This is a genomic window from Nonomuraea sp. NPDC049158 (assembly GCF_040648335.1).
Lineage (GTDB): Bacteria > Actinomycetota > Actinomycetes > Streptosporangiales > Streptosporangiaceae > Nonomuraea.
The window spans coordinates 259,741-283,164 of sequence record NZ_JBEZDM010000011.1 but is presented as its reverse complement, the minus strand read 5'-3'; the positions used below and the strand labels follow the sequence as shown (position 1 = coordinate 283,164).

Annotated in this window: 20 protein-coding genes; 12 read left to right on the top strand and 8 right to left on the bottom strand. The window is 71.0% G+C overall.

Features of this window, described 5'->3' with window-relative positions; all coding sequences use genetic code 11:
- Nucleotides 1–30 precede the first annotated feature (30 nt).
- Nucleotides 31–1,311: a Gfo/Idh/MocA family oxidoreductase gene (locus AB0B61_RS25270; protein ID WP_358436239.1), complete on the top strand. Its 1,281-nt coding sequence runs from the start codon at nucleotides 31–33 to the stop codon at nucleotides 1,309–1,311.
- A 37-nt stretch (nucleotides 1,312–1,348) separates the two neighbouring features.
- Nucleotides 1,349–2,437, top strand: a complete 1,089-nt coding sequence (locus tag AB0B61_RS25265; protein WP_358436237.1) for an alpha/beta hydrolase — start codon at nucleotides 1,349–1,351, stop codon at nucleotides 2,435–2,437.
- Here the strand turns inward: AB0B61_RS25265 and AB0B61_RS25260 are convergent.
- The 4 genes from AB0B61_RS25260 to AB0B61_RS25245 are packed head-to-tail and all read right to left on the bottom strand — an operon-like array spanning nucleotide 2,414 to nucleotide 7,117.
- Nucleotides 2,414–4,306 (bottom strand): DUF6807 family protein, encoded by a 1,893-nt coding sequence (locus AB0B61_RS25260; protein WP_358436234.1) that lies wholly within the window; start codon nucleotides 4,304–4,306, stop codon nucleotides 2,414–2,416. The two genes, AB0B61_RS25265 and AB0B61_RS25260, sit on opposite strands and share 24 nt — an antisense overlap.
- A gap of 2 nt (nucleotides 4,307–4,308) precedes the next feature.
- Entirely contained in the window at nucleotides 4,309–5,358 is a 1,050-nt protein-coding gene (locus tag AB0B61_RS25255; protein ID WP_358436231.1) for a mandelate racemase/muconate lactonizing enzyme family protein, read from the bottom strand.
- Nucleotides 5,355–6,233: a 5-dehydro-4-deoxyglucarate dehydratase gene (locus AB0B61_RS25250; RefSeq protein ID WP_358436228.1), complete on the bottom strand. Its 879-nt coding sequence runs from the start codon at nucleotides 6,231–6,233 to the stop codon at nucleotides 5,355–5,357. Before AB0B61_RS25250 ends, AB0B61_RS25255 begins: the two co-directional genes overlap by 4 nt.
- Nucleotides 6,230–7,117, bottom strand: a complete 888-nt coding sequence (locus AB0B61_RS25245) for an NAD(P)-dependent oxidoreductase (RefSeq protein ID WP_358436226.1) — start codon at nucleotides 7,115–7,117, stop codon at nucleotides 6,230–6,232. The genes AB0B61_RS25250 and AB0B61_RS25245 overlap by 4 nt, the downstream gene beginning before the upstream one ends.
- Nucleotides 7,118–7,338: 221 nt before the next feature.
- On the opposite strand from AB0B61_RS25245, the gene AB0B61_RS25240 reads away from it, so the two are divergent.
- Nucleotides 7,339–8,310: a LacI family DNA-binding transcriptional regulator gene (locus AB0B61_RS25240; protein ID WP_357656179.1), complete on the top strand. Its 972-nt coding sequence runs from the start codon at nucleotides 7,339–7,341 to the stop codon at nucleotides 8,308–8,310.
- Complete coding sequence (locus AB0B61_RS25235; protein WP_358436224.1) at nucleotides 8,307–9,248, top strand: aldose epimerase family protein; 942 nt, start codon at nucleotides 8,307–8,309, stop codon at nucleotides 9,246–9,248. The genes AB0B61_RS25240 and AB0B61_RS25235 overlap by 4 nt, the downstream gene beginning before the upstream one ends.
- On the opposite strand, the gene AB0B61_RS25230 is transcribed toward AB0B61_RS25235, so the two are convergent.
- Nucleotides 9,230–11,701 carry a SpoIIE family protein phosphatase gene (locus AB0B61_RS25230; protein ID WP_358436221.1) on the bottom strand — a complete coding sequence of 824 codons (2,472 nt, stop codon included), beginning with the start codon at nucleotides 11,699–11,701 and terminating at the stop codon, nucleotides 9,230–9,232. The genes AB0B61_RS25235 and AB0B61_RS25230 overlap by 19 nt on opposite strands.
- Before the next feature lie 184 nt (nucleotides 11,702–11,885).
- Here AB0B61_RS25230 and AB0B61_RS25225 point away from each other — a divergent pair, with 184 nt between their 5' ends.
- From AB0B61_RS25225 to AB0B61_RS25195, 7 genes are all read left to right on the top strand, one after another.
- Nucleotides 11,886–12,506, top strand: a complete 621-nt coding sequence (locus tag AB0B61_RS25225; RefSeq protein ID WP_358436219.1) for a response regulator — start codon at nucleotides 11,886–11,888, stop codon at nucleotides 12,504–12,506.
- Nucleotides 12,507–12,599: 93 nt separating this feature from the next.
- The gene (locus AB0B61_RS25220; RefSeq protein ID WP_358436217.1) at nucleotides 12,600–15,107 is read left to right on the top strand and encodes a DNA translocase FtsK; all 2,508 of its coding nucleotides are present in this window, start codon (nucleotides 12,600–12,602) and stop codon (nucleotides 15,105–15,107) included.
- Between the two features lie 78 nt (nucleotides 15,108–15,185).
- A complete protein-coding gene (locus tag AB0B61_RS25215; protein ID WP_358436215.1) occupies nucleotides 15,186–15,950 on the top strand; it encodes a helix-turn-helix domain-containing protein in 765 nt (254 codons plus the stop codon).
- A gap of 46 nt (nucleotides 15,951–15,996) precedes the next feature.
- Nucleotides 15,997–17,406 (top strand): 30S ribosomal protein S12 methylthiotransferase RimO, encoded by a 1,410-nt coding sequence (gene rimO / locus AB0B61_RS25210; RefSeq protein WP_357946937.1) that lies wholly within the window; start codon nucleotides 15,997–15,999, stop codon nucleotides 17,404–17,406.
- Nucleotides 17,403–17,975, top strand: coding sequence for a CDP-diacylglycerol--glycerol-3-phosphate 3-phosphatidyltransferase (gene pgsA, locus AB0B61_RS25205; RefSeq protein ID WP_358436212.1), 573 nt, complete (start codon nucleotides 17,403–17,405; stop codon nucleotides 17,973–17,975). The genes rimO and pgsA overlap by 4 nt, the downstream gene beginning before the upstream one ends.
- Before the next feature lie 2 nt (nucleotides 17,976–17,977).
- A complete protein-coding gene (locus AB0B61_RS25200) occupies nucleotides 17,978–18,469 on the top strand; it encodes a CinA family protein (protein WP_358436210.1) in 492 nt (163 codons plus the stop codon).
- Nucleotides 18,470–18,803: 334 nt separating this feature from the next.
- Entirely contained in the window at nucleotides 18,804–19,160 is a 357-nt protein-coding gene (locus AB0B61_RS25195) for a helix-turn-helix transcriptional regulator (RefSeq protein WP_357656163.1), read from the top strand.
- On the opposite strand, the gene AB0B61_RS25190 is transcribed toward AB0B61_RS25195, so the two are convergent.
- Together AB0B61_RS25190 and AB0B61_RS25185 are read right to left on the bottom strand one after the other, a co-directional pair.
- Nucleotides 19,157–19,936, bottom strand: coding sequence for a DNA-formamidopyrimidine glycosylase family protein (locus tag AB0B61_RS25190; RefSeq protein WP_358436209.1), 780 nt, complete (start codon nucleotides 19,934–19,936; stop codon nucleotides 19,157–19,159). The genes AB0B61_RS25195 and AB0B61_RS25190 overlap by 4 nt on opposite strands.
- Nucleotides 19,937–20,020: 84 nt before the next feature.
- On the bottom strand, nucleotides 20,021–20,470 hold the full coding sequence (locus AB0B61_RS25185) for an Rrf2 family transcriptional regulator (RefSeq protein WP_214638527.1): 450 nt from the start codon (nucleotides 20,468–20,470) through the stop codon (nucleotides 20,021–20,023).
- A 235-nt stretch (nucleotides 20,471–20,705) separates the two neighbouring features.
- Here AB0B61_RS25185 and AB0B61_RS25180 point away from each other — a divergent pair, with 235 nt between their 5' ends.
- Nucleotides 20,706–21,887: an ROK family transcriptional regulator gene (locus tag AB0B61_RS25180; RefSeq protein WP_358436207.1), complete on the top strand. Its 1,182-nt coding sequence runs from the start codon at nucleotides 20,706–20,708 to the stop codon at nucleotides 21,885–21,887.
- Nucleotides 21,888–21,958: 71 nt separating this feature from the next.
- Here the strand turns inward: AB0B61_RS25180 and AB0B61_RS25175 are convergent, their stop codons facing one another.
- The gene (locus AB0B61_RS25175) at nucleotides 21,959–23,398 is read right to left on the bottom strand and encodes a glycoside hydrolase family 3 protein (protein WP_358436205.1); all 1,440 of its coding nucleotides are present in this window, start codon (nucleotides 23,396–23,398) and stop codon (nucleotides 21,959–21,961) included.
- Nucleotides 23,399–23,424: the final 26 nt, after the last annotated feature.

The following is a 23,424-nucleotide window of genomic DNA, read 5'->3' as shown; positions in this document are numbered from 1 at the left end:
AGCCTCCACTCCACGACTCGGGGAGAGAAGTTGAGCACCAGGTACGCCTTCGTCGGACTCGGCCATCGCGCCCAGATGTACGTCGACGCCCTGCTGGGTGACTGGCGGGACACCGGTACGATCGTCGGCCTCTGCGACGTCAACCAGACGCGCATGAACTACTACGTCGAGCGCATCGGCGAGCAGGTGCCGTGCTTCGCCCCCGATGAGTTCGGCAAGCTGCTGGAGCTGGCCGACGCGGTCGTGGTCACCACGGTGGACGTGACGCACGCCCGCTACGTCGTCGCCGCCCTCGACGCGGGCCTCGACGTCATCGTGGAGAAGCCGCTCACCATCGACGCCGAGGGCTGCGAGGCCATCGCCGCCGCCGCCGAGCGCAACCCGGGCAAGCTGGTGGTCACCTTCAACTACCGCTACTCGCCGCGCAACTCGGCGGTGAAGAAGCTGATCAGCGAAGGCGCGATCGGCGACGTCACCTCCGTCCACTTCGACTGGGCACTCGACACCATCCACGGCGCCGACTACTTCCGCCGCTGGCACCGCGACAAGGCCAACTCGGGCAGCCTGCTGGTACACAAGTCCACCCACCACTTCGACCTGGTCAACTGGTGGCTGGCGGCGGCGCCCGAGCTCGTCTTCGCCCAGACCGACCTGCGCTTCTACGGCCAGGCCCTGCCCAGGGGCCCGCGCCCCGCCCGTGGCCAGGGCGCGCCCGGCCTCGGCACCGACCCGTTCATCCTCGACATCTCCACCGACGAGCGGCTCAAGCGCCTCTATCTGGATGCCGAGCACGAGGACGGCTACATCCGCGACCAGGACGTCTTCGGACCGGGCGTGACGATCGACGACAACATGTCGGTCCTGGTCCGCTACGCCAACCGGGCCATGCTCACGTACTCGCTCACCGCGCACGCCCCGTACGAGGGCTACCGCGTGGTCTTCAACGGTACGGAGGGCCGGATCGAACTGGAGGTCATCGAGCGGCCCTGGACCCCGGAGCAGGCCGCGATCGACCCGAGCGCCGCGGGCAAGGAGCACATGGCCGGCGCCGGGGAGAAGCTCATCCTGCACCGGCACTGGCAGGAGCCGGAGGAGATCACCATCGAACAGGGCGAAGGCGGTCACGGCGGCGGCGACCGGCTGCTGCTCGACGACGTCTTCCGCGGCCCCGGCGACGACCCGCTCGGGCGCCCGGCGGGTTACCGCGACGGCATTCGCAGCGTGCTGGTCGGTGTGGCCGCCACCCGCTCGGCCAGCACCGGCACGCCCGTCCGCCTGGCCGCCGACGGCACCCGCCTCATCGGCGCCTGACCGATGCGTGAGGTACGCCATCTCTCCGGGCTGACCGATGCGTGAGCTGCGGCACCTCGGGCCGTTCTCCGGGCTGGCCGAGCTCGCGGAGCGCCGGTACGGCCTGTTCCCTGAGGCCGCGCCCGGCCCCGCGCTCAGGAAGGCCGCCCGCGAGGCCATCGGGACGCTCGACCTCGCCGCAGGAGACGTGCGGGTCGAGCGCTCCTGGACGACGCCGGACCTCAGCGGCGAGGAGCTCTCCTGGTCGGTGGGGTTCGGCCCGCGTACCCACGCCTACCTGCTCAAGCCCCGCGACGCGGAAGGACCGCTGCCCGGCGTGCTCGCGCTGCACTGCCACGCGGGCATGAAGTGGGCGGGCAAGGAGAAGATCGCGGACGGCCCCGAGCCGCCCTCGCCCGAGGTGCTGCGGCTGCGCGAGCAGCTCTACGGCGGCCGGGCCTACGCGAGCGAGCTGGCCAGGCGGGGCTTCGCCGTACTCGTCCCCGACGTGATCGGCTGGGGCAGCCGCCGCTTCGACCGGGCGGACATGCCCGAGCGCGTGCTCGCCCAGGCGAACGACCCCGGCATGTCCGAGGCGGACAGCTACGACGTCGCGGCCGGGCACCACGAGCATGTGCTGGAGAAGTACTGCACCCTGCTCGGCACCTCGCTGGCCGGCGTGGTGGCGGGCGAGGACCTGGCCGCCGCGGCCTACCTGCGCTCGCGTCCCGACATCGGGCGGATCGGCTGTGTGGGGCTGTCAGGCGGCGGTCTGCGCGCGGCGCTGCTCGGCGCGTTCGACACCGGCATCGACGCGGTCGCCGTCGCCGCGATGGTCTCCACCTACCGCGAGGTCCTGGACGGCTACGTCGCCGGGCACACCTGGATGTTCTTCCCGCCCGGACTGTCGCGCGTCTGCGACTGGCCGGCGCTGGTCGCCGCCCGCGCGCCCGAACCGCTCCTGGTCATGTACGGCGAGCGCGACCAGCTGTTCCCGCCGGCCGGGATGCGCGCGGCGCACGAGGCCATCGCGCGCCACCACCCGGACGGCGGTTACGAGGGGGTCTTCTTCGACGCCCCGCACGTCTTCGACGTCCCCATGCAGGAGCACGCCTTCACCTGGCTAGAGCGCCACCTCGGCGGCTAGCCCGGCCGCCTCGGCGGCGGTCAGGCGCCCGTCGGCCACGACCACGGACACGCCCCGGGTCAGCTCGTCCTCGAAGACCAGCGGCGTGTCCCAGGCCAGCGCGGTGCCCACACCGGGATACTGCGCCACCCTGACGAACCACGGATCGTCCCCCGCCCGGACGAACACCAGCGTCCAGTCCTCGCCCGCCAGCGCCAGCCAGGGCGCCCGGGAGCCGTGGACCCGCTCCTCGCCGTCCTCCGACGAGGTGAACACCCGCAACCCCCGCGACCCCGCCGGCGCCCGCCAGAAGAAGCCGCCATAGCCCGCCCCGGCCCGGCCCTTGGTGGCCGAGCTCTGGATCGTCAGCGGCGCGCCCGTGAGGTTGTGCAACGTGAAGCCGAAGTCCAGCGCCCAGCCCCGCGACAGCGGGACGGCCCGCACGGTCCGCTCCTCACGCACCACCGGCTCCTCGCCCGGCCGCTGCCACAGCAGGGTCTCGGCGAAGCCCGAGGAGTCGCGCCCGGTGAAGGACACATGCCGCTGGATCCCGTGGTCGTCCAGCCACTGAGGCCCCTGGTCCTTGACGAACGTCCGGCCGCCCCAGAAGTTGCGCCCGCCGACATCGGTCACGGCCACCCCGGCGCCGAGGTGGTGCGGATGGTCAGGCGGCTGCACCTCGGTCACCACCGTGCCGTCCAGCGTGCGGACCGGGTGGAGATAGGGCCGCGGAGCCGCGCTGAACGGCAGGTCGGGCCGGGTGACGTACTCGGCCACCACCTGGTCGGCCACCATCAGCGGCACGGCCCAGCTCACGCCCAGCTCCGAGAAGAGCTCCAGCCGCTCCGCGCAGGACTCGACCACCTGGGCGATGCCGGGCAGCACCGGCCCGTCGCCGGACAGGTCCTGGTGGTCCTGGGCGATCGGCAGCGGATCGGGCGCGACCCTGATGGCATCCAGGACCTCCATGAACGCCCCGGTCCGGTGGATCGGCACGATCAGATCGGCTCCGGAGCGTACGTGCTCGACGAGGTTCTCCAGCAGGTCGGCACGGGGGAAGCGGCGCACGGGGCCGTCGCCGACGCGGACCTCGTCCACCGTGTACGTGAACGTGATCGTGCCCCGTTCACCGTGGACGACCACGTACGGCTCGTCGCGGCCGGTGGCGCAGAGCGTCACGGCGGCCACGATCGGCGGCCCGTCCGCCAGGTGGATGCGGATGGCCGAGGTGTCGTCCGACTCGATGGCGTTGGCGTGGAACAGCTCCGCCTCGACCGAGGTGACCGCGCCGCGCTCCTCGGCGCCCGCGACGGCGAGCGCGGTGGCGACGGCGTGCGCGAACGGGTTGGTCAACGCGCCGTCCACGATGTCCACGCCGTCGAGCCGGCGCCGCCCCGACCAGGAGCTGCGGGTGAAGTAGGAGGCGGGCCGCGGCCACGCCCCCGCCACCCCGATACCGGTGACGCGGCCGATCGTGTCCTCGGCGATCAGCCGCCGCACCTCCGGCAGGGCCGCCGACGCGAGGCTCTGGAAGCCCACCTGGCAGGCGAGACCGGCCTCGGCGGCGGCCTGCTCCATGCGCTCGAAGTCGGCGAGCGTGGCCGCCGTGGGCTTCTCCACCAGCACGTGCGCGCCGGCGGCCAGTGCCGCCAGCGTCAGGTCCGCGTGCGTCGGGATCGGGGTCGCCAGGATGGCGATCTTCGCGCCGGTCCGCTTGATCAGCTCGGGCAGGTCGGTGGAGAACTCCGGCGTGCCGAGCCCGTCGAGGTCTTCGGGGGAGACCGGCCGCACGTCGCAGACGCCCGCCAGCTCGATCTGACCGGCCAGCCGCCGCAGCCGGTTGAGGTAGTGGGCGCCGAACCCGTGCGCTCCGGCGAGTACGACCCGCATGCTCATCTCCAGTGGAGGCCGAGCCCCCGGTGCTCACCGACGCGCACCTTCGCGTCGTCCACGTGGACGGGATACGGCTCGGCCAGCAGGCCCAGCGCGGCGAACGAGGCGTCCTCGACCTCCTCGGCCATGCACGGCAGCGGCAGCGCCAGCGCGAGCTGCGCCGACAGGTCGGGCAGCAGATGCGGATAGACCGGTACGTCGAAGGTCCTGGCCAGCTCGGTGATGCGCAAGAACGGGGTGATTCCGCCAACCCTGACCACATTGGGCTGCACGATGTCGCAGGCCCCGGCCGTCAGCAGGTCGCGGAAGCCGTAGACGGTGTAGACGTTCTCGCCGACCGCGATGGGCACGTCCACGGACCGCCGCAGCTCCACGTGCGCGGCGACGTCGTCGGCGGGCAGCGGCTCCTCCAGCCAGTGCAGGTCGTACGGGGCCAGCGCCGCGACGGCGCGCCGGGCCCGGTGCAGGTCCCAGCGCTGGTTGGCGTCGATCATCAGCAGCGTGCCGGGGCCGACGACCTCGCGGACCGCGGCCACCCGCTCGACGTCCTCGGCGAGGTCGGGCCGGCCCACCTTCATCTTGACCCCGGGATAGCCCGCGGCCTTCCACCGGCCGGCCTGGGCGACCAGCTCCTCCAGCGAGTAGTGCAGGTTCACGCCGCTGCCGTAGACCGGCACCGTGTCCCGGCGCCGCCCCAGCACGTCGGCCAGGCCGCGCTCGCCGCAGCGCAGATCCCACAGCGCCAGGTCGACCCCGGCCAGCGCGACGGTGGTGATCCCGCCGGGCCCGGCCTCGCGCAGGTGCCGCCAGAGCCGGTCCCACACCACCTCAGGATGCGGGTCCAGGCCGATGACGGCCTCGCGGATGTCGTTCTCCAGCAGCGCCTGTACGGCCCGCGCCCCGATCTGCGGCGTCCAGGAGAAACCGGTGCCCGTCCGGCCGTCGTCGAGTGTGAGCTCCACGACCATGACGTGGTTGACGGGCACGTCCGGCCCCCACGGCCTGGACAGCTCGGCGGTGTGAGCGCTCACTTTCAGGTCACGGATCATGAGACGCCTGCCAGCGACCGCCCGTGTTCGATCAGGGCCTTCAGCTCGGCCACGTGCTCGGGCGAGGCGTCGACCAGGGGCGGGCGTACCGGGCCCGCGTCCAGGCCGCCGAGCCGTACACCGGCCTTGACCAGGGAGACGGCGTAGCCGGGGACCTTGGAGCGCAGCCGTACGAGCGGCTCGTAGAACTCGGTGAGCAGGTGGTCGGCGCCGTTCAGGAACGCGGTGGCGATCTCCGGTGCGAAGGCGAAGACGGCGGAGGAGTAGAGCTCCACGCCGATGCCCCGGTAGGCGCCCATCGTCAGCTCGGCCGTGGGCAGCCCGTTGAAGAACCTGAACTCCTCGCCGATCTCCCTGCGCACCGCCAGCACCGTGCGCTGGATGAGGTCGATGTCGCCCAGGCCGTCCTTGAGACCGATCACGCCCGGGATCCTGGCCAGTTCCACGACCTGCTCGGGGGTGGGCGCCACCGCGTCGCGCTGGTAGATGATGACCGGCAGGATCGCGGCGACCGCGCGTACGTAGGCGGTGAAGCCTTCGTTGGGGCCCTTGGCCAGGTAAGGCGGCATGAGCAGCAGGCCGTCGGCGCCCGCCTCGCGGGCCGCGCGGGCCTGGGCGAGCGCCGACCCGAGCGGGCCGCCGGCGCCCGCGAACACCGGCACCTGGCCGGCCGTGGTCTCGACGGCCACCCGGACGGTCGCGGCGTGCTCCGCCTCCGACAGCGCGGGGAACTCACCCGTGCCGCAGGCCGCGAACACCGCGCCGGGCCGGTGCTGGAGCCCGCGCCTGATGTGCTCGGCCAGCACCTCCTCGGCCAGCCCGTGGTCGGGGTCGAAGGGGGTCACGGGGAAGAAGAGGACTCCGCTGAGGTTCATCCGGTCTCCAGTTCGGTGTGCCACGATCTCTTGGGCGTCCAGCCCAGCATCCGCCCGGCCTTGGCGGAGGTGAAGGCGGGAGCGGTCCCGGTGAGGTTCGCGGCCGCGGCGGCGGTCGAGGGGATGACGGCGGGGAGCAGCTCCGCCAGCGGCTCGCGGGCCAGCGCGTCGGCCGCCCCCGCGAAGAACACCTCGCCGTTGGGCAGGTCGGGCAGGCGTTCGAGGAGCACCGAGATCAGGTCGGAGGCGTCCCTGGCGTCGAGGTAGTTGAACAGCGAGGCCCCGGCGATGTCCGGCCGGTCCAGCCGTTCGACGATCGTGTGGCCCGACTGGGTGGGCGCGCCCGCCCACTCCTCGGGAGCCACCACGAAGCACGGCCGCACCGCCGCGAACCGCGTCTCCGAGCCGCGCGCGAACGACGCCATCGTCTGCTCGGCCACGACCTTGGACAGGTTGTAGGCGTTCCACGGCGCGACGGGGTGCTCCTCGTCGATGGGCAGATAACTGGGCGTCCAGCCGCCGGGCGCGCCGTAGCCGATGACGGTCGGGCTGCTGGCCACGATCACCTTGCCGACCCCGGTGTTGCTCGCGGCCGCGCACATGTTGAAGGCGAGCTGGGTGTTGGTACGGAAGGTCAGCCCGTCGGTACGGCTGAACGGGGTCGCGATCGCGGCCAGGTGGATCACCGCGTCGGGCCGGAAGCGGGCCATGACGTCATACGCCTCGCCCAGGTTCGTCAGGTCGGCGGGCAGGGTGACCGCGGCCTCGCGGGGAGTGCCCGGGGTGACGTCGATGCCGATCACCTCGTGACCGGCCTGAGCCAATGAGGCGACCACGCTGCGCCCTAGCCGGCCGGCGCTGCCGGTCACCAGTGTTCGTGTCATCGGTCGTTCACCACTCCTGCTTGGGATACGGCAACCGGTTGCAGAAAGTATCGAGCCGGGGCCGGGAGAACGTCAAGCGGCCCGGCCTTCTCTCGCCAGTCGGTCTGGCCATATGAAGAGATATGGTGGGGATTTAGGTGAAAAATCCGGCGGGGATGGCTGATTGACAGTGATACAAACGATTGCACTAAAGTACTAGGTACGGTCGGAGGAGGCCAAGCGTGGCGGTGACGATTCGTGACGTGGCTGAAGCGTCGGGCGTGCATGTTTCCACGGTGTCCCGGGCGTTCTCCGCGCCCCACCTGGTCAACCCCGAGACGCGCACCCGCGTGCTCGCCATCGCCGAGGATCTCGGCTACCGGCCCAACCGCGCCGCGCGGGCGCTGACCACCGGCCGCACCCACAACATCGGCCTCATCGTGGCCGACATCGCCAATCCCTTCTTCCCTCCGCTGATCAAGGCCGCTCAGGCGCAGGCCAGGCTCCGCGACTACCACGTGTTCGTCGCCGACACCGACGAGGACCCGCAGGTGGAGGAGGATCTGATCCAGACCCTCACCAAGCAGGTCGACGGCGTGCTGCTGTGCAGCCCGCGCCTGACGAACCGGACGATAGAGCGGCTGCGCGAGGAGGTGCCGTTCGTCGTGGTCAACCGCCGGGCCAAGGGCATGCCGACCGTGCTCATGGACGTGGGCCGGGGAGCCAGGCAGGCCGTCGAGCACCTCACCGCGCTCGGGCACCGGCGCATCGCGCTGGTCACCGGGCCCAGCGGGTCGTGGACCAGCAAGGAGATGCAGGAGGCGGCCGCCGCGATGAACGACGTGGACGTCGTCTTCCTCGGCCCCAACCCGCCGACGGAGCTGGGCGGCCTGGCCGCGGCCACCGACGTCATCGCCTCGGGCGCGACGGGCGTGCTGGCCTACAACGACCTGGTCGCCATCGGCCTCATCGAGGGGCTGGCCGAGCGGGGCAAGAGCGTCCCCGGAGACGTCAGCGTGATCGGCGTGGACGACATCGTGCCGGGCCGGCTGAGCCGCCCGAAGCTGACCACGATCGCCATGCCCACCGCCGCCGCCGGCCGCATCGCCGTAGACCTGCTGCTCCAGTCGGTCGATTCGGCGGCCACCGCCGCCGCCACGATGCTGGAGACGGCCCTGATCGTCCGCGAGTCCACGGGAAAGGCACACAGATGATGTTCGGAACGCTGCCGTCGGGTGAAGAGGTCGAGCGCGTCGAGCTGTCCTCGGGACGGCTGCGCGCGAGCGTGCTCACGTACGGCGCCATCCTGCAGTCGCTGGAGGTGTCCGGCGTCAACGTGGTGCTCGGACTGCCCACGCTGGAGGACTACCTGACCCGCAGCCGCTACTTCGGCGCCGTCGTCGGCAGATACGGCAACCGCGTCGCGGGCGGCCGCTTCACCCTCGACGGGGTCGAACACCGCCTGCCGCTCAACAACGGGCCCAACAGCCTGCACGGCGGCAACCGCGGCTTCGACCGCAAGGTGTGGACGATCTCCGAGGCCACCGGCTCCTCCGTGACGCTCACGCTGACCAGCCCCGACGGCGACCAGGGCTATCCGGGCACGCTGACCGCCTCGATCACCTACACGCTCGAGGACGACGCCCTGCGCCTGGACTACACGGCCGAGACCGACGCGCCCACCGTCGTCAACCTCACCAACCACTCCTACTTCAACCTGGCCGGCAGTGGTGACGTGCTCGGGCACGTGATCCAGATGGAGGCCGAGCACTACCTGCCCGTCGACGAGGACAAGATCCCCACGGGCGAGCCGGCGCCGGTCAAGGGCACGGCGTTCGACTTCACCACGCCGCACGCGGTGGGCGAGCGCTACGACGGCGGCTACGACCACTGCTTCGTGCTCGACGGCGGCATCCGGGTGACCGACCCGGTCGGCGGCCTGACCATGGAGGTCACGACCACCGAGCCGGGCGTCCAGTTCTACGCGGGCGGCATGCTCGACGGGGTCGCCACGCCGTACGGACCGCACGCGGGTCTGTGCCTGGAGACGCAGCACTTCCCCGACTCGCCCAACCAGCCGCAGTTCCCCTCGACCGTGCTGCGGCCGGGCGAGACCCGCACCTCCACGACCTCCTACCGGTTCACCACCTGACCGCCCGCTCGCAGCGCGGTGGTGGCCCGGAGCACCAGCAGCGCCACGTCGTCATGTGACGGCTCGGTGGCGAACGACTCGACCACCTGCCGGATCCGCTCGGCCACGGCGTGCGCGCTCAGCCCCGAGCAGCCCGACAGGATCGCGGTCAGCCCGTCGTCGTCATCGAGCAACCGGTCGCCGTCGCGCCGCTCGGTGACGCCGTCGGTGACGCACAGCAGCAGCTCCTCGGGCAGCAGCTCGAACGTCTCGGTGTAGAACCGCGCGTCGCCGTCGATGCCCAGCAGCAGCTGCGAGGTGGCGACGGGCTGGACCTCGCCGTTCGCGCGCAGCAGCAGGGGCGGGGGATGACCCGCCGAGGCGAGCGTGCACAGCGCGCCGCCCTGGGGCAGCGGCGTCAGCTCGCCGCAGAGCAGGCTGAGGAAGCGGCCGTCCTCGCCCTCGTCGAGCAGCGTCTGGTTGAGCCGGTCGAGGATGTCGGACACGGTGTAGTTCTCCTTGGCCAGCAGCCGTACGGCGTGGCGGGCCAGCCCGGTCACCGCGGCGGCCTCCGGACCGCTGCCGCAGACGTCGCCGAGGGCGAAGCACCAGTGGTCGCCGACGGTGAACAGGTCGTAGAAGTCGCCGCCGACGTGCGCGCCCTCTTCGGCGGGCTCGTAGACGACCGCCGACTCCAGCCCCGGCATCGGCGCCACCCGCATGGGCAGCAGGCTGCGCTGCAGCACCCGTGACGTGGTCGCCTGCCGCGAGTAGAGCATGGCCGTGTGCAGGTTGAGCGCCACCAGGCGGCACAGGTCGGCGAGCAGGTCGGCCAGCTCCAGCGGAAGGGTCGGCTCGACGCGCCCGATCACCAGCGCGCCGTGCGAGCGGCCCTGAGTGAGCAGCGGGAAGGACAGCACGCTCTCCGGCCCGACCGGCCAGGTCACCTCGCCCAGCGCCGAACGCGGGATGACGGGCAGGACCTGGCGCAGGTCGGCGTTGTGGCGTTCCTCGCTGTGCCACACGTGCGCGAGTCTGGTCATGCCCGCCAGGTCGGTCAGGTAGACCGCCGCCCAGGTGGCGATCTTGGGTACGACCAGCTGGGCCGTCAGAGCCGCGATCAGCTCCTCGTCGTGCACGCCCGCCAGCAGCTCGCCGGCCTCCGCGAGGAACGACAGCCAGCCCCGATGCGCCCGATCCCGCTCGGCCAGCCGCTCGCGCTGCACGGTCACCGCCACCTGGTCCGCGATGTGCTGCAGGCTCGCGGTGAGCGCCTGGTCGAACCGGCCCGGCTCGGCGGCGGTCGCCACGAGGTAGCCGGTCACCTCGGCCGCCACCACGAGCGGCGCGCACACCAGCGACCTGGCCTGGAGCCGCTGCGCCAGCTCGACGTCGGTGGTCAGCAGGTCGTCGAACATCGCCGGGGCCTTCTGCTCCACGCCGAACACCCCGGCGGCCACCACGCCCACCAGCCCCGCGGTCGCCCCGGTGCCCGCCGCGACGCCGAACCGGTTGCCGCCCTCGGCCCGTACCAGCACATAGGCGGCGTCGGCCGCGCTGGACAGCTGGACGATCTGCGCGATGGTGTCGAGCAACTCGTCGAGCGGCATGTCGTGGTCGAGCAGGTCCTTGATGCGGCCGCCCGGCTCCCGTTTGAGTGGGGCGGGCGGGGAGGCCAGGACGTAGCGGTGGTCGCTGGACACCACGATCCAGATCGACCGGCGGTCCTGCGCGCGGCCGTCGGTACGCAGGTGGGAGATGTAGACCGGGAGCAGGTCCCCGTCGCGGTGCCGCATCCGGGACTCGCCGCGCCAGCGGCCCAGGCCGAGCGTGTCCGCCAGCGACAGCGCGCACGGGCCATGCCTGCGCCAGGCGACCAGGTCCGCCAGCGGCCGGCCGACCACCTGGGCGGCGGACCAGCCGAGCAGCGCCTCCGCCTCGGCGTTCCAGGTGACGATCCGGCCGTCGAGGTCGCTCACGACGACGGCGACGTGCAGGGTCTCCGTGGAGGCCGCGATCGCGGCGGCCTTCGTGGCCGGGATGCCGGAGGCGCTCTCGTGGCCGCACCCCTTGTCGAGCTCCATGCGGACCCAGACCCGCTTGGCGGCGCCCGTGTAGGTGACGCCCCAGGCGTCGGCGAGCATGCCGGCCAGCGCGAGACCGCGCCCGCTCGTGGCCATGCCGTCGGGCGGCGGCGACTCGGCGGCGGGCACGATCAGGGTCGGGTGGTGGTCGTCGACCTCGATCTCCAGCCTGGTCGGGACGGCGTTCGGGTCGAGCCGGCAGGTCAGCTCCAGCCCCGTGCCCGCGTGCACCACGGCATTGGTGACCAGTTCGCTGGTCAGCAGTACGGCGTCTTCGGTCAGGTGGCTCAGCTGCCATTCGCCGAGCACCTGACGTACGAAGCGCCGTGCGGCCGCGGGGGCTTGCGGGGTGCCGTCGAAGGCTGTGCTCGACACGCGGGTCGTGTCCACTATGCGTCCTAGAACATCACTCGATGTGGCAGTTCGGTCACTCTCAGAGTGGCAGACTGGACGGCTCCAATACCCCCCAGTTGCAAAGAAGGCCTCCATGGTCGTGCTGTTGGACCCCCCTGAGGTGAGATATGGGCGGGTCTCGGGCGGTCTCAGGTGGTCTCGGGGGAGAAGGAAGGTTGTGATGAATCGCCAGGTGAAGATCTTGCTGGTCGACGACAAGGACGAGAGCCTGGTCGCGCTCGAGGCGGTCTTACGCCCGCTTCAACAGCAGCTGTTCAAGGCCAGGTCGGGGCAGGAGGCCATGAAGCTGATGCTCCGCCACGACTTCGCGGTGGTGCTGCTCGACGTGCTCATGCCCGGTATGGACGGCTTCGAGACGGCCTCCCACATCAAGCGGTTCGACCAGGCGCGTGACGTGCCCATCATCTTCCTGACCAGCACCGAGCCGGGATCCGGCACCGCGTTCCGCGGTTACGCCGTGGGGGCGGTCGACTACCTCACCAAGCCGTTCGATCCGTGGGTGGTGCGGTCCAAGGTCGCGGTCTTCATCGAGTTGTTCCGCAAGAACGCGGTGCTGCGCGAGCAGACCGCCCTGCTGGGCGACCTGGTGCAGAACGACGTGGTGCTGTCGAGGAACGCTCAGGTGCTGTGCGGATTCTCCGAGCGGCTCGGCGCCGTCGAGGCGCGGCTCGACGAACTGGCCGGCTCCTGCGCCGATGACGAGGCATCGAGGGAAGCGATCAGAGACATGACCGAACTGGTGGCCGACATGCGGGCCGCCTTCGACGCGGTTCGATGGTGACGAGCCCGGGGTAGGAAAGCTTTCGCACCCCGCCGCCGCGCGTTCGGCGAGCCTGTGTGCGTTACGCGGTGTCTCCGTCGTACCTTTGGCATCATGGCCACCCGTACGCCGAAAAGCGCATCCAAGGGGCCGGCGAAGCGGTCGACCTCCGCCCGCTCGACCCCCGCCAAGCGCGCATCCAGCTCGACCGGGCGGCCGAGGGCGAAGGGGGCCGGGTCGGCCCGCAAGCCGGGCCTGACCCATCATGACCCGATCACCTGGGTCTTCACGATGATCGGCAAGCTGATCGTCGGGCTCTGGATGCTGCTCGCCAACGGCATCGGCAGCACCGCCCGGGCGCTCGGCAAGAACGCGCGCGACCTCGATCCCGCGCATCGGCGCGACGGGGTGGGCCTGTCCGTGCTCGCCGGCGCCATCGTGCTCGCCGCGATGACCTGGCGCCAGGCCGACAGCACGGTCTCCGGCGTGGTCAACGTCACCGTGCACAGCGTGTTCGGCTCGCTGGCGTGGGCGCTGCCGCTGCTGCTCGGCCTGCTCGCCTGGCGCTACCTGCGCCACCCCGACCAGAACGCCGACACCGGGCGCATGGTGATCGGCTGGAGCGCGCTGCTGGTCGGCGTGCTCGGCGTCATCCACGTCGCCAACGACACGCCCTACCCCGCCGGCACCGCCAACGACGGCATGGAGCGGGTGTCGCAGGCGGGCGGCATCATCGGGTTCATCGTCTCGGCACCGCCGATGAGCATCCTGCCCGCCTGGATCACGATCCCGCTGCTGCTGATCCTGTCGGGCTTCGGCGTGCTGGTCATCACGGCCACCCCCGTCCACCGCGTCCCGGAGCGGCTGGCCGAGCTCACGCACCTGCTGTTCGAACGGCACGCGCTCGCCGAGCAGGCCACGCCCGTCAAGAAGCGGACCAGGGCCAAGAAGGGCGAGACGGGCGACAAGCCCGATCTGGTCAAGCCGTACGACACGCCGGTGCTCTCCGAGCAGGACAAGCGCGCCGAGCACTCGCCCGAGATCGTGCCGGGGCTGACGGACGAGGAGGAGCCGCCCCCCGCGCCGGTCAAGAAGGCCGAGCCGCCGGAGCCCACTCCCGCGCCCCGCAAGGTCGAGCAGCTGGTGCTCTCACCCCAGGCCGGGCCGTACAGTCTGCCTGATCTGCAGTTCCTCAAGCCGGGCAGCGCGCCCAAGCCGCAGACCAAGGCCAACACCGTCGTCGTCAACGCGCTGACCAGCGTCCTTGAGCAGTTCGTCATCGACGCGCAGGTGATCGGGTTCACCCGCGGCCCGACCGTGACCCGCTACGAGATCGAGCTGGGCCCCGCGGTCAAGGTGGAGAAGGTCACGGCCCTCACCAAGAACATCGCTTACGCCGTTAAATCGGCAGATGTCAGGATCTTGTCGCCGATTCCGGGGAAGTCGGCGATCGGGGTGGAGATCCCGAACGCGGACAAGGACCTGGTCTCCCTGGGTGACGTGCTGAAGTCCCAGGTGGCGCAGAGCGACCACCACCCGATGATCGTGGGACTGGGCAAGGACGTCGAGGGCCGCACGATCGTGGCGAACCTCGCCAAGATGCCCCACCTGCTCATCGCGGGCGCCACCGGCGCCGGCAAGTCGGTCTGCGTCAACGGCCTGATCACCTCCATCCTGATGCGCGCCACGCCCGACGAGGTACGCATGGTGCTGGTCGACCCCAAGCGGGTGGAGCTGTCGGTCTACGAGGGCATCCCCCACCTGATCACGCCCATCATCACCAACCCGAAGAAGGCCGCGGAGGCCCTCGAATGGGTGGTGGGGGAGATGGACCGGCGCTACGACGACCTGGCCGCCAGCGGGTTCAGGCACGTCGACGAGTTCAACAAGGCCGTCAAGGCCGGCAAGCTGCAGCCGCCGCCGGGCAGTGAGCGGGTCTACCAGCCCTATCCGTACCTTCTGGTGATCGTCGACGAGCTGGCCGACCTGATGATGGTCGCCCCGCGTGACGTCGAGGACTCCATCGTGCGCATCACGCAGCTGGCCCGCGCGGCCGGCATCCACCTGGTCATCGCCACGCAGCGGCCCTCCGTCGACGTGGTCACCGGCCTGATCAAGGCGAACGTGCCCTCGCGGCTGGCCTTCGCCGTGTCGAGCCTCACCGACTCGCGGGTCATCCTCGACCAGCCGGGCGCCGACAAGCTGGTCGGCCAGGGTGACGCGCTGTTCCTGCCGATGGGCGCCAGCAAGCCCATCCGCATCCAGAACGCGTTCGTCTCGGAGAAGGAGATCGCCGAGATCGTCACGCACTGCAAGACGCAGATGCAGGCCGAATACCGCGACGACGTCGCCGCGGCGCCGGTCAAGCGGGAGATCGACGGGGACATCGGCGACGACCTCGATCTGCTCGTCCAGGCGGCCGAGCTGATCGTGACCACGCAGTTCGGCTCGACCTCGATGCTGCAGCGCAAGCTCCGCGTCGGCTTCGCCAAGGCGGGCCGGCTCATGGACCTGCTGGAGAGCCGCAACGTGGTCGGCCCCAGCGAGGGTTCCAAGGCCCGCGAAGTGATCGTGAAGCCCGATGATCTGCCCGGTTTGCTAGCTGACTTGCGTGGCGAATGACCCCAATGCACGTTCGCCCGACGACTACTGATTGAATGTGAATCATTACAGAACGTCGTGGGACGGAAGGCGCTAGCCATGCCGGAACAGAGCACAGGGGCCATGCTGGCGGCGGCCCGGCGGTCAGCCGGGCTGACGGTCGCGCAACTGAGCGAGACCACCCGCATTCGTGAGGCGATCATCTACGCGATCGAGCGTGACGACTTCTCGCAGTGCGGTGGTGATTTCTATGCGAGGGGGCATGTCAGGGCCGTAGCCAAGGCCGTCGGGCTCGATCCCGTGGCGACCGTCCACCTCTATGACGAAGAACACAGCGGGGCGGTCACGCCCATCCGGGCCGCCGCCGTCTTCCAGGCCGAGCGCAAGATCAGGATCAACGAGCGGCGCGGTCTCAACTGGACGATGGCGCTGGGCGTGGCCCTGGCCATCACCATGGTCTTCGGGGCGGTCAGGGTGCTCGGCGGCGGCACGTCGGACGAGATGCGCACCGCCGACTCCCACCTCATCCCGCCGAACGTCCCGATCAACGAGCACGCTCCCAAGCCGTCGCACGCCAAGGGGAAGGCGTCCAACGCGGCCGCCAAGGACGTCGTCGTCGTCAAGGTCAAGGCCAAGAGCCCGTCCTATCTGAACGTCAGCGACGCCAAGGGACGCAAGCTGTTCTCGGGAACGTTGGCGGCGGGCAAGAGCAAGACCTACCGGTCCGACACCGAGGTCCGTCTTCTGATCGGTGACGCGGGCGCCGTGTCGCTGCAGGTCGACGGCAAGGATCTAGGTCATCCGGGGGCTCTCGGGGAGATGGTGACGCGCTCGTTCAAGCCTTCCAAGGCACAACCTAGGTAGCCCGTGCGCCCGGTGGTGGCCAACTGCCGATACCGTAGTGTTCACCATGTCATCCCGCCGAACCGCATCGCTGATCACTCTGGGCTGCGCGCGCAACGAGGTCGACTCCGAGGAGCTGGCCGCGCGACTCGAGGCTGCCGGCTGGCAGCTGGGCGACGACGACCCCGATGTCGTCGTCGTCAACACGTGTGGCTTCATCGACTCGGCGAAGAAGGACTCCATCGACACGCTGCTGGCCGCGGCGGACTCCGGGGCCAAAGTGGTCGCCGCGGGCTGCATGGCCGAGCGCTACGGCAACGAGCTCGCCGACGCTCTGCCCGAGGCCAGCGCCGTCATCTCCTTCGACGACTACACCGAGATCGGCGGCCGACTCGACGACGTGCTCGCCGGTCGGCCGCTCAAGCCGCACACCCCAAGAGACCGCCGCACCCTGCTACCCATCTCGCCCGTGGACCGTGCCAGCGCGGGCAAGACCGCCATCCCCGGCCACGGCGACCTGCCCGACGGGCTGGCGCCCGCCAGCGGGCCGCGCGTGCTGCGCAAACGGCTCGACGAGAGCCCTGTGGCCTCGCTCAAGCTGGCCTCCGGCTGCGACCGGCGCTGTACGTTCTGCGCCATTCCGGCCTTCCGCGGCGCCTACGTCTCGCGCGATCCCGAGGAGCTGCTGGCCGAGGCCGACTGGCTGGGCCACCGAGGCGTCCGTGAGCTCGTCCTCGTCAGCGAGAACTCAACGTCCTACGGCAAGGACCTGGGGGACCTGAGGGCGCTGGAGAAGCTGCTGCCGCGGCTGGCGGCCGTCGAGGGCATCCAGCGGGTGCGGGCCAGCTACCTGCAACCGGCCGAGCTGCGCCCGGGGCTGATCGACGTGCTCGCCGGCACCGAGGGCATCGCCCCCTACTTCGACCTGTCCTTCCAGCACGCCAGTGGCACCGTCCTGCGCCGGATGCGCCGCTTCGGCGACCCTGAGCGCTTCCTGGGGCTGCTGGACAGCATCCGTGAGGGCGCGCCCGAGGCGGGTGTGCGCTCCAACTTCATCGTCGGCTTCCCCGGTGAGACCGAGGAGGAGTTCGGCGAGCTGGTCGGCTTCCTGGAGCAGGCCAGGCTCGACGTGATCGGCGTGTTCGGCTACTCCGACGAGGACGGCACCGAGGCGGCCGGCTTCGCCGGCAAGCTCGACCAGGACGTCATCGACGAGCGCGTGCGCGTCCTGACCGAGCTCGCCGAGGAGCTGACCGCGCAGCGCGCGGAGGAGCGCATCGGCACGGAGGTCGACGTGCTCATCGACGACGACCTGGGTGACGGCGGCTATGAGGGACGGGCCGCCCACCAGGGTCCCGAGGTCGACGGGTCCGTCACGGTCCAGGGCATCGGCCTGGTCCGCGGTCAGATCGTGCGCGCGGTGGTGGTCGACGCCGAGGGGGTTGACCTGATCGCGCGCATCAAGGCCGGTCCATGACCAAGGACGAGCGCCGCGTGGTGAGCCCGTGGAACATCGCCAACGTCCTCACGGTCCTCCGGTTGGTGCTCGTCCCCTTCTTCGTCGTCTGTCTCCTGCTGCCGGGCATGGGCTGGCGCCTGGCCGCGCTGGCGGTGTTCGGCGTGGCCTCCCTCACCGACCATCTGGACGGTGAGCTGGCCAGGCGCTACGGGCTGATCACCGACTTCGGGAAGATCGCCGACCCGATCGCCGACAAGGCGCTGACCGGCGCGGCCCTGGTGTCCCTGTCGATCCTCGGCGAGCTGCCGTGGTGGGTGACGGTCACCGTCCTGGGCCGCGAGCTGGGCATCACCGCTCTGCGGTTCGTGCTGCTCAGGCACGCGGTCATCCCGGCCAGCTACGGCGGCAAGGTCAAGACCGTGCTGCAGATCACGGCCATCGTCCTCTACATCCTGCCCGGCGTGCCCGACCCGATCCGCTGGGTGGTGATGGGCGCGGCCCTGGTCGTCACGGTGGCCACGGGCGTCGACTACGTGGTACGCGCGATCAAGCTACGGCAGGTGGCCCGGCGGGCCCGCGGGGAGTGATCATGGTTGGTGCCGCGGAGGTTCTCTCCTTGCTCGTACACCGGGCCGCCACGCTCGCCGTGGCCGAGTCGCTGACCGGCGGGCTCATCGGGGCGGCGTTCACCTCGGTCTCGGGGTCCTCCAAGTCGTTCAGGGGCGGGGTCATCTCCTACGCCACCGATCTGAAGCACCGGCTCCTGGAGGTGCCGGACGAGCTGCTGCGCCGGGAGGGGGCCGTGCACCCGGAGGTGGCGGCGGCGATGGCGGCGGGGGTCGCCCGGCTGTGCGAGGCGACATACGGCCTGGCGGTGACCGGGGTGGCGGGGCCGGAGCCACAGGATGGAAAGCCCGTCGGCACGGTGCATGTGGCCGTCAGCGGACCCGGAGATCAGATTTGGCAGAGACAGTTGAGGCTTGAGGGGTCTCGCGAACGTATCAGGGTAGAGACGGTGGACGAGGCTATCGATCTACTGGCAAGTGTGCTGAAGGGGAACAATGGGGAACATACCGGGTGATTACCGTGTTACGTCCCCAGCGAACATCCGAGGCACGGTCTCACACGGTGTCGGTTGATACGGGTACGGTGGAGCTGTGAGTGAGGTCCGTGAGCCATCTGCAAGCACCGAGCGCCCGGCAGGCGGGCCTAACGAGTCACGTAACGAACCTTCACGTAATGAGCTGTCACGCACTGAGCCATTGCGCAATGAAGGAAGCGCGGCGGGGCAGGGACGGAGACGTCCGATGATGACGGCGAGGAGCATGTACGAGCCGAAGAAGAAGAACGGACGGCACGATCCGACCGCGCGGGGCGTGGCGGTGAAGCCATCCACGCCGGGGAGGGAGCGACAGATGATTCTGCTGCGTCAGCTGCTCGGCGACGTGCTGAGGCGATTGAGGGTGCGGCAGGGACGCACTCTTCGTGAGGTGTCCACGCTGGCGCGTGTCTCGCTTGGCTACCTGTCCGAGGTTGAGCGCGGTCAGAAGGAGGCGTCATCGGAGCTGCTGGCGTCGATCTGTGGCGCCCTCGGGGTGCCGCTGTCGCAGGTGTTGCGTGAGGTGTCCGACCAGTTCGCGCTGGCGGAGCTCCAGGCCACCCCTGTCCTCGCCGACGCGCCGGAGCACGAGCGCATCCCCCTTCCCGAGACGGTGCCCGGGTCGATCTCCGACTCCGTGTTTCCCGAAGTCAAGGACATGGTGGCCGCCTAACGCGGTTGGCAGTCACCACACCACAGGATCAGGCGTTCCTGTGGCTGTGCGCCCATCTCCCCGCGGCTGATGCGACGACCGCATCGGCGGCAGGGTCGGCCTGCCCTGCCGTAGACCCACGTCTGGCCGGCCGGTCTGCGGTCGCCCGTGGTCACTGTGGCGGCGTGTGTCCTGTTCGCCGCCAAGAGCCGCTGGGCGAGTGTCACGAGCGCGTCCAGGTCCTCGATGTCGCCGACCTTCCGCCACGGCCAGATGCCGCGCAGGAAGAGTGTCTCGGCGCGATAGATGGTGCCGATTCCCGAAAGATTGCGCTGATCGAGCAGCGCCTCCCCGATCGTCCGTTCCGGCGCCTCGCGCAGGCGGCGCACGGCCTCGGCCGGATCCCAGTCGTCGCCGAGCAGATCGGGCCCCAGATGCCCGACGACATGGTGCTCGTCGGCGGTCTTCAGCAGGTCCACCACCCCCAGCCGCACGCCCACGGCCTGCCACTGCTCGTTGGCCAGCACCAGCCGGATCTGGTCGCCGGGGGCGGTGCGACGGCCGGCGGGCAGCACCCGCCAACTGCCGTTAATGCGCAGGTGCGTGTGCACGGTCAGGCCGCCCTCGACGCGGGTCAGCAGGTGCTTGCCGCGTGAGAGGCTCTCCAGGACCGTCCGGCCGCTGAGGTCGGCCGTGGCGTGCCGGGGGACGCGGAAGTCCGAACGGGTCAGGACCCGGCCGTCGAGCGCACCGCGGAGCCGGGCGGCCGTGCGGTAGACGGCATCTCCTTCGGGCATGCCTCCAGTCTAGAAACCCGCGCCGACGGGGTCAGAGCCGTGTGGGGTCAGTCCCAGGGCGGCGAGCCGGTCCGGCGGGTGGGGTCAGTCCCAGGCGGCGGGGTCGGCGGCGAGCTGGCGGACGCGGTCGGGGAGGGCGCCGCTGGCCACCTGGTCCAGCGTGACCTCCTCCAGGATGGCGCGTTCGGTGGCCCGCAGCGCGATCCACACCTGCTGCAGCGACTCGGCCGGTCCCCGGTAGCCCACGTGCTCGGGACGCTCACCTCGTACGTTGGCCAGTGGCCCGTCCACCGCCCTGATGACGTCGGCGAGGGAGATCTCCGCGGCCGCCCTGGCCAGGACGTAGCCGCCTTCCGGACCCCGCTGGCCACGGACCAGTCCGGCGCGGCGCATCTGCAGCAGGATGTTTTCCAGGTATTTGGGGGGCATGTCCTGCTCTTTGGCGAGCTCGCCCACGGTGGTCGGGCCGGCGCCGGCCGCGGCGAGTTCGGCGGCAGCACGGAGGGCGTAGTCGACACGAGCGGAAAGGCGCATGTTGTCGATTATCCCTCCTGGTCAACACTGGTTATGCGCAACGTCGCCAGAATGGGCGGCCTATCCGGACGCGGCAGGCGCGGTGCCTGCACGGACACCGCGATCAGTGGGCCGCCGAGGCGGCGCAGGACAGAGGGGATGATCGTGAGACATCCTCGTGTTCACCTGCGGTGATAAGCAAGGTCCAGGGCGCTAAACTTCCAACAACCTTTTCGATTTGACGGTGGGATTCAGCGTGGAGCGACGCCCTGGTGTGCCCAGACTGCTCAGGGAGATCAACGACCGGGCCGCGCTGGAGTTGTTGCTGGCCACGGGCCCGATGACGCGCGGTCAGATCGGCGATCGGACGGGGTTGTCCAAGGTCACCGCCTCGCAGACGCTGTCCAGGCTGGAGGAGCGCGGGCTGGTCGAGGTCGTCGGCACGCAGGCCGGCGGGCGCGGCCCCAACGCGGCGCTCTACTCCGTCATCCCCTCCAGCGCCTACGTGGCCGGGCTCGAGGTGGGGCCCGAGCTGATCTCCGCGGCCGTCGCCGACATCCACGGCCGGACGATCGCCGAGGTCACCGTCGATCCCACCGACCTCGACGACCCGGTCTCGGTGGTGCACGGCGCGATCATGAAGGCCTGCCGCAGCGCCAAGATCAGCATCGGCCGGCTGCGCGGCGTGGTCATCGGCACCCCCGGCGTGGTCGATCCGCGCAGCGGCGACGTGCGCTTCTCCTTCGACCTGCCCGGCTGGCACGAGGGCATCCACGAGGCGCTCGCCGGTGACCTCAAACGCGAGGTGACGATCGAGAACGACGTCAACCTGGCCGCGATCGCCGAGCGCGCCGACGGCGCCGCCCAGGGGCTCGACGACTTCGTGCTGCTCTGGTCCGCCCGTGGCCTCGGTCTCGCGGTGATGCTCGGCGGCAAGCTGCACCGGGGCCGTTCGGGCAGCGCGGGTGAGATCGGCTATCTGCCGGTGCCCGGCGTACCCCTGCCCGAGGACATCCGCACCGAGCCGGGCCGGCTGCCCTCGCTCGCGGGCGGCCTGCAGTCGCTCGTCAGCGCCGAGGCCGTGAGCGAGCTCGCGGGGGGTTATGGGTTCACGGCGGAGAGCGCCGGGCAGTGCGTGAAGGTCGCCGTGGCGGCCGGAGCCGAGGGCGAGCCCTTTCTCGACGAGATCGCGCACCGGCTCGCGCTGGGCGTGGCCTCGGTCTGCGTGATCCTCGACCCGGGCCTGGTCGTGCTGGCGGGCGAGGTGGGCCAGGCCGGTGGCACCGCGCTCACCGCCCGGGTGGAGGAGGCCGTGGCCCGCATCTGCCCCGTACGCCCCCAGGTCGTCACCACCACGGTCACCGACAAGAACCCGGTGCTGCGCGGGGCCGTCCTCGCGGCCCTGGACCAGGCCCGCGAGGCACTCCTCAAGCCGTGACCGGCCCGGCTCGGCCACGACCGGCCCGGCTCGGCCACGACCGGCCCGGCTCGGGCCACGGCCAGCCCGGCTCAGACGGTGAGTAGTTCCACGGCCGCCTGGGCGTTCGCCCGGGCCGCGCCGTACGTCGCGATGTAGGCCGCGCTGTCCGGCCGCCAGATCGGCAGCCCCATCTCGATCACCGTCGCGTCGGGCCGGGCCGCCACCAGGGCGGAGACCAGCTCGCGGCTGGCCTCGTTGCGGTGCGCGTCCTTGATCACCAGGACCAGCGACCGGTGCGTGGCCTTCGCCAGCAGCACCGGGACGTCCGCGTCGGCCGGCTTCACCCGGATGATCTCGGCCTGGGGCAGCCACGGCCCCACGCCCCAGGGCACATCGCCGACGGCGATCGTCGGCGGCGTGTCCACCTCGATCACCAGCGGCTCGACCAGCGGCTCCGTCACGCCCGTGAGCCGCACCGCGCGCCTGGCGGCGTGCAGGCCGACCCCGTTCTGCTCGACCGAGGGCGAAGCGGGCGAGCCGAACCACTCGCGCAGCGCCGCCAGCCTGGCCGCGGCCTCCTCCAGCCGGGCCGCGGGCAGCCGCCCCTCCCGTACGGCCGTGACGATCTCGTCGATGATGTGCCGCACGTCGTCGTGGGTGGGCAGCGGCCCCAGGCACAGCAGATCGGCGCCCGCGGTCAGCGACAGCACGGCGCCACCGGCCAGGCCGACGCTCTTGGTGATCGCGTGCATGTCCATCGCGTCGCTGATGACCGCGCCGTCATACCCGAGCTCGCCCCTGAGCAGTTCGGTCAGTGCGGCGGGCGACAGCGTGGCCGGGGTCGGGCCGGTCAGCGTGGGCACCGCCACGTGCGCGGTCATGATCGACTTGGTCCCCGCGCCGATCGCCGCCCGGAACGGCACCAGCTCGCGGGCGCGCAGCACGTCGAGCGTGACGTCCACGACGGGTACGGACACGTGCGAGTCGACCCGGGTCGCGCCGTGGCCGGGGAAGTGCTTGACGCAGGCGGCCACGTTCACCGACTGCAGGCCCTGGACGGCGGCCACCGTGTGCCTGGCCACCAGCTCAGGTTCGTCGCCGAACGACCTGGTGCCGATCACCGGGTTGTCGGCCTCGGTGTTGACGTCGGCGTCGGGCGCCATGTCCAGGTTGATGCCGAAGGCGGCCAGCTCCGAGCCGATCGCCTGGTAGACCCGGTGCGTGAGCTCGGCGTCGTCCACCGCGCCCAGCGCCGCGTTGCCCGGGTACGGGCTGCCGACGTGGTAGGCGAGGCGCGTGACGTCGCCGCCCTCCTCGTCCAGCGAGATGACGGGCTCGCCGGCCGCGCGCAGGGACGCGGTCAGCGCCCGCAGCCGGTCCGGGTCGGCGACGTTGAAGCCGAAGAGGGTGACACCACCCAAGCCGTTCTCGAGCTCGCGCAGCACCCAGTCGGGCGCCGTGGTGCCCTGGAAGGCGACGAGCAGCGTGCCGGCCGCGAGGCGGCGCAGCCCCCGATCACTCTGACTCATAGCTCCTCATCAATGGTTTTTTGGGC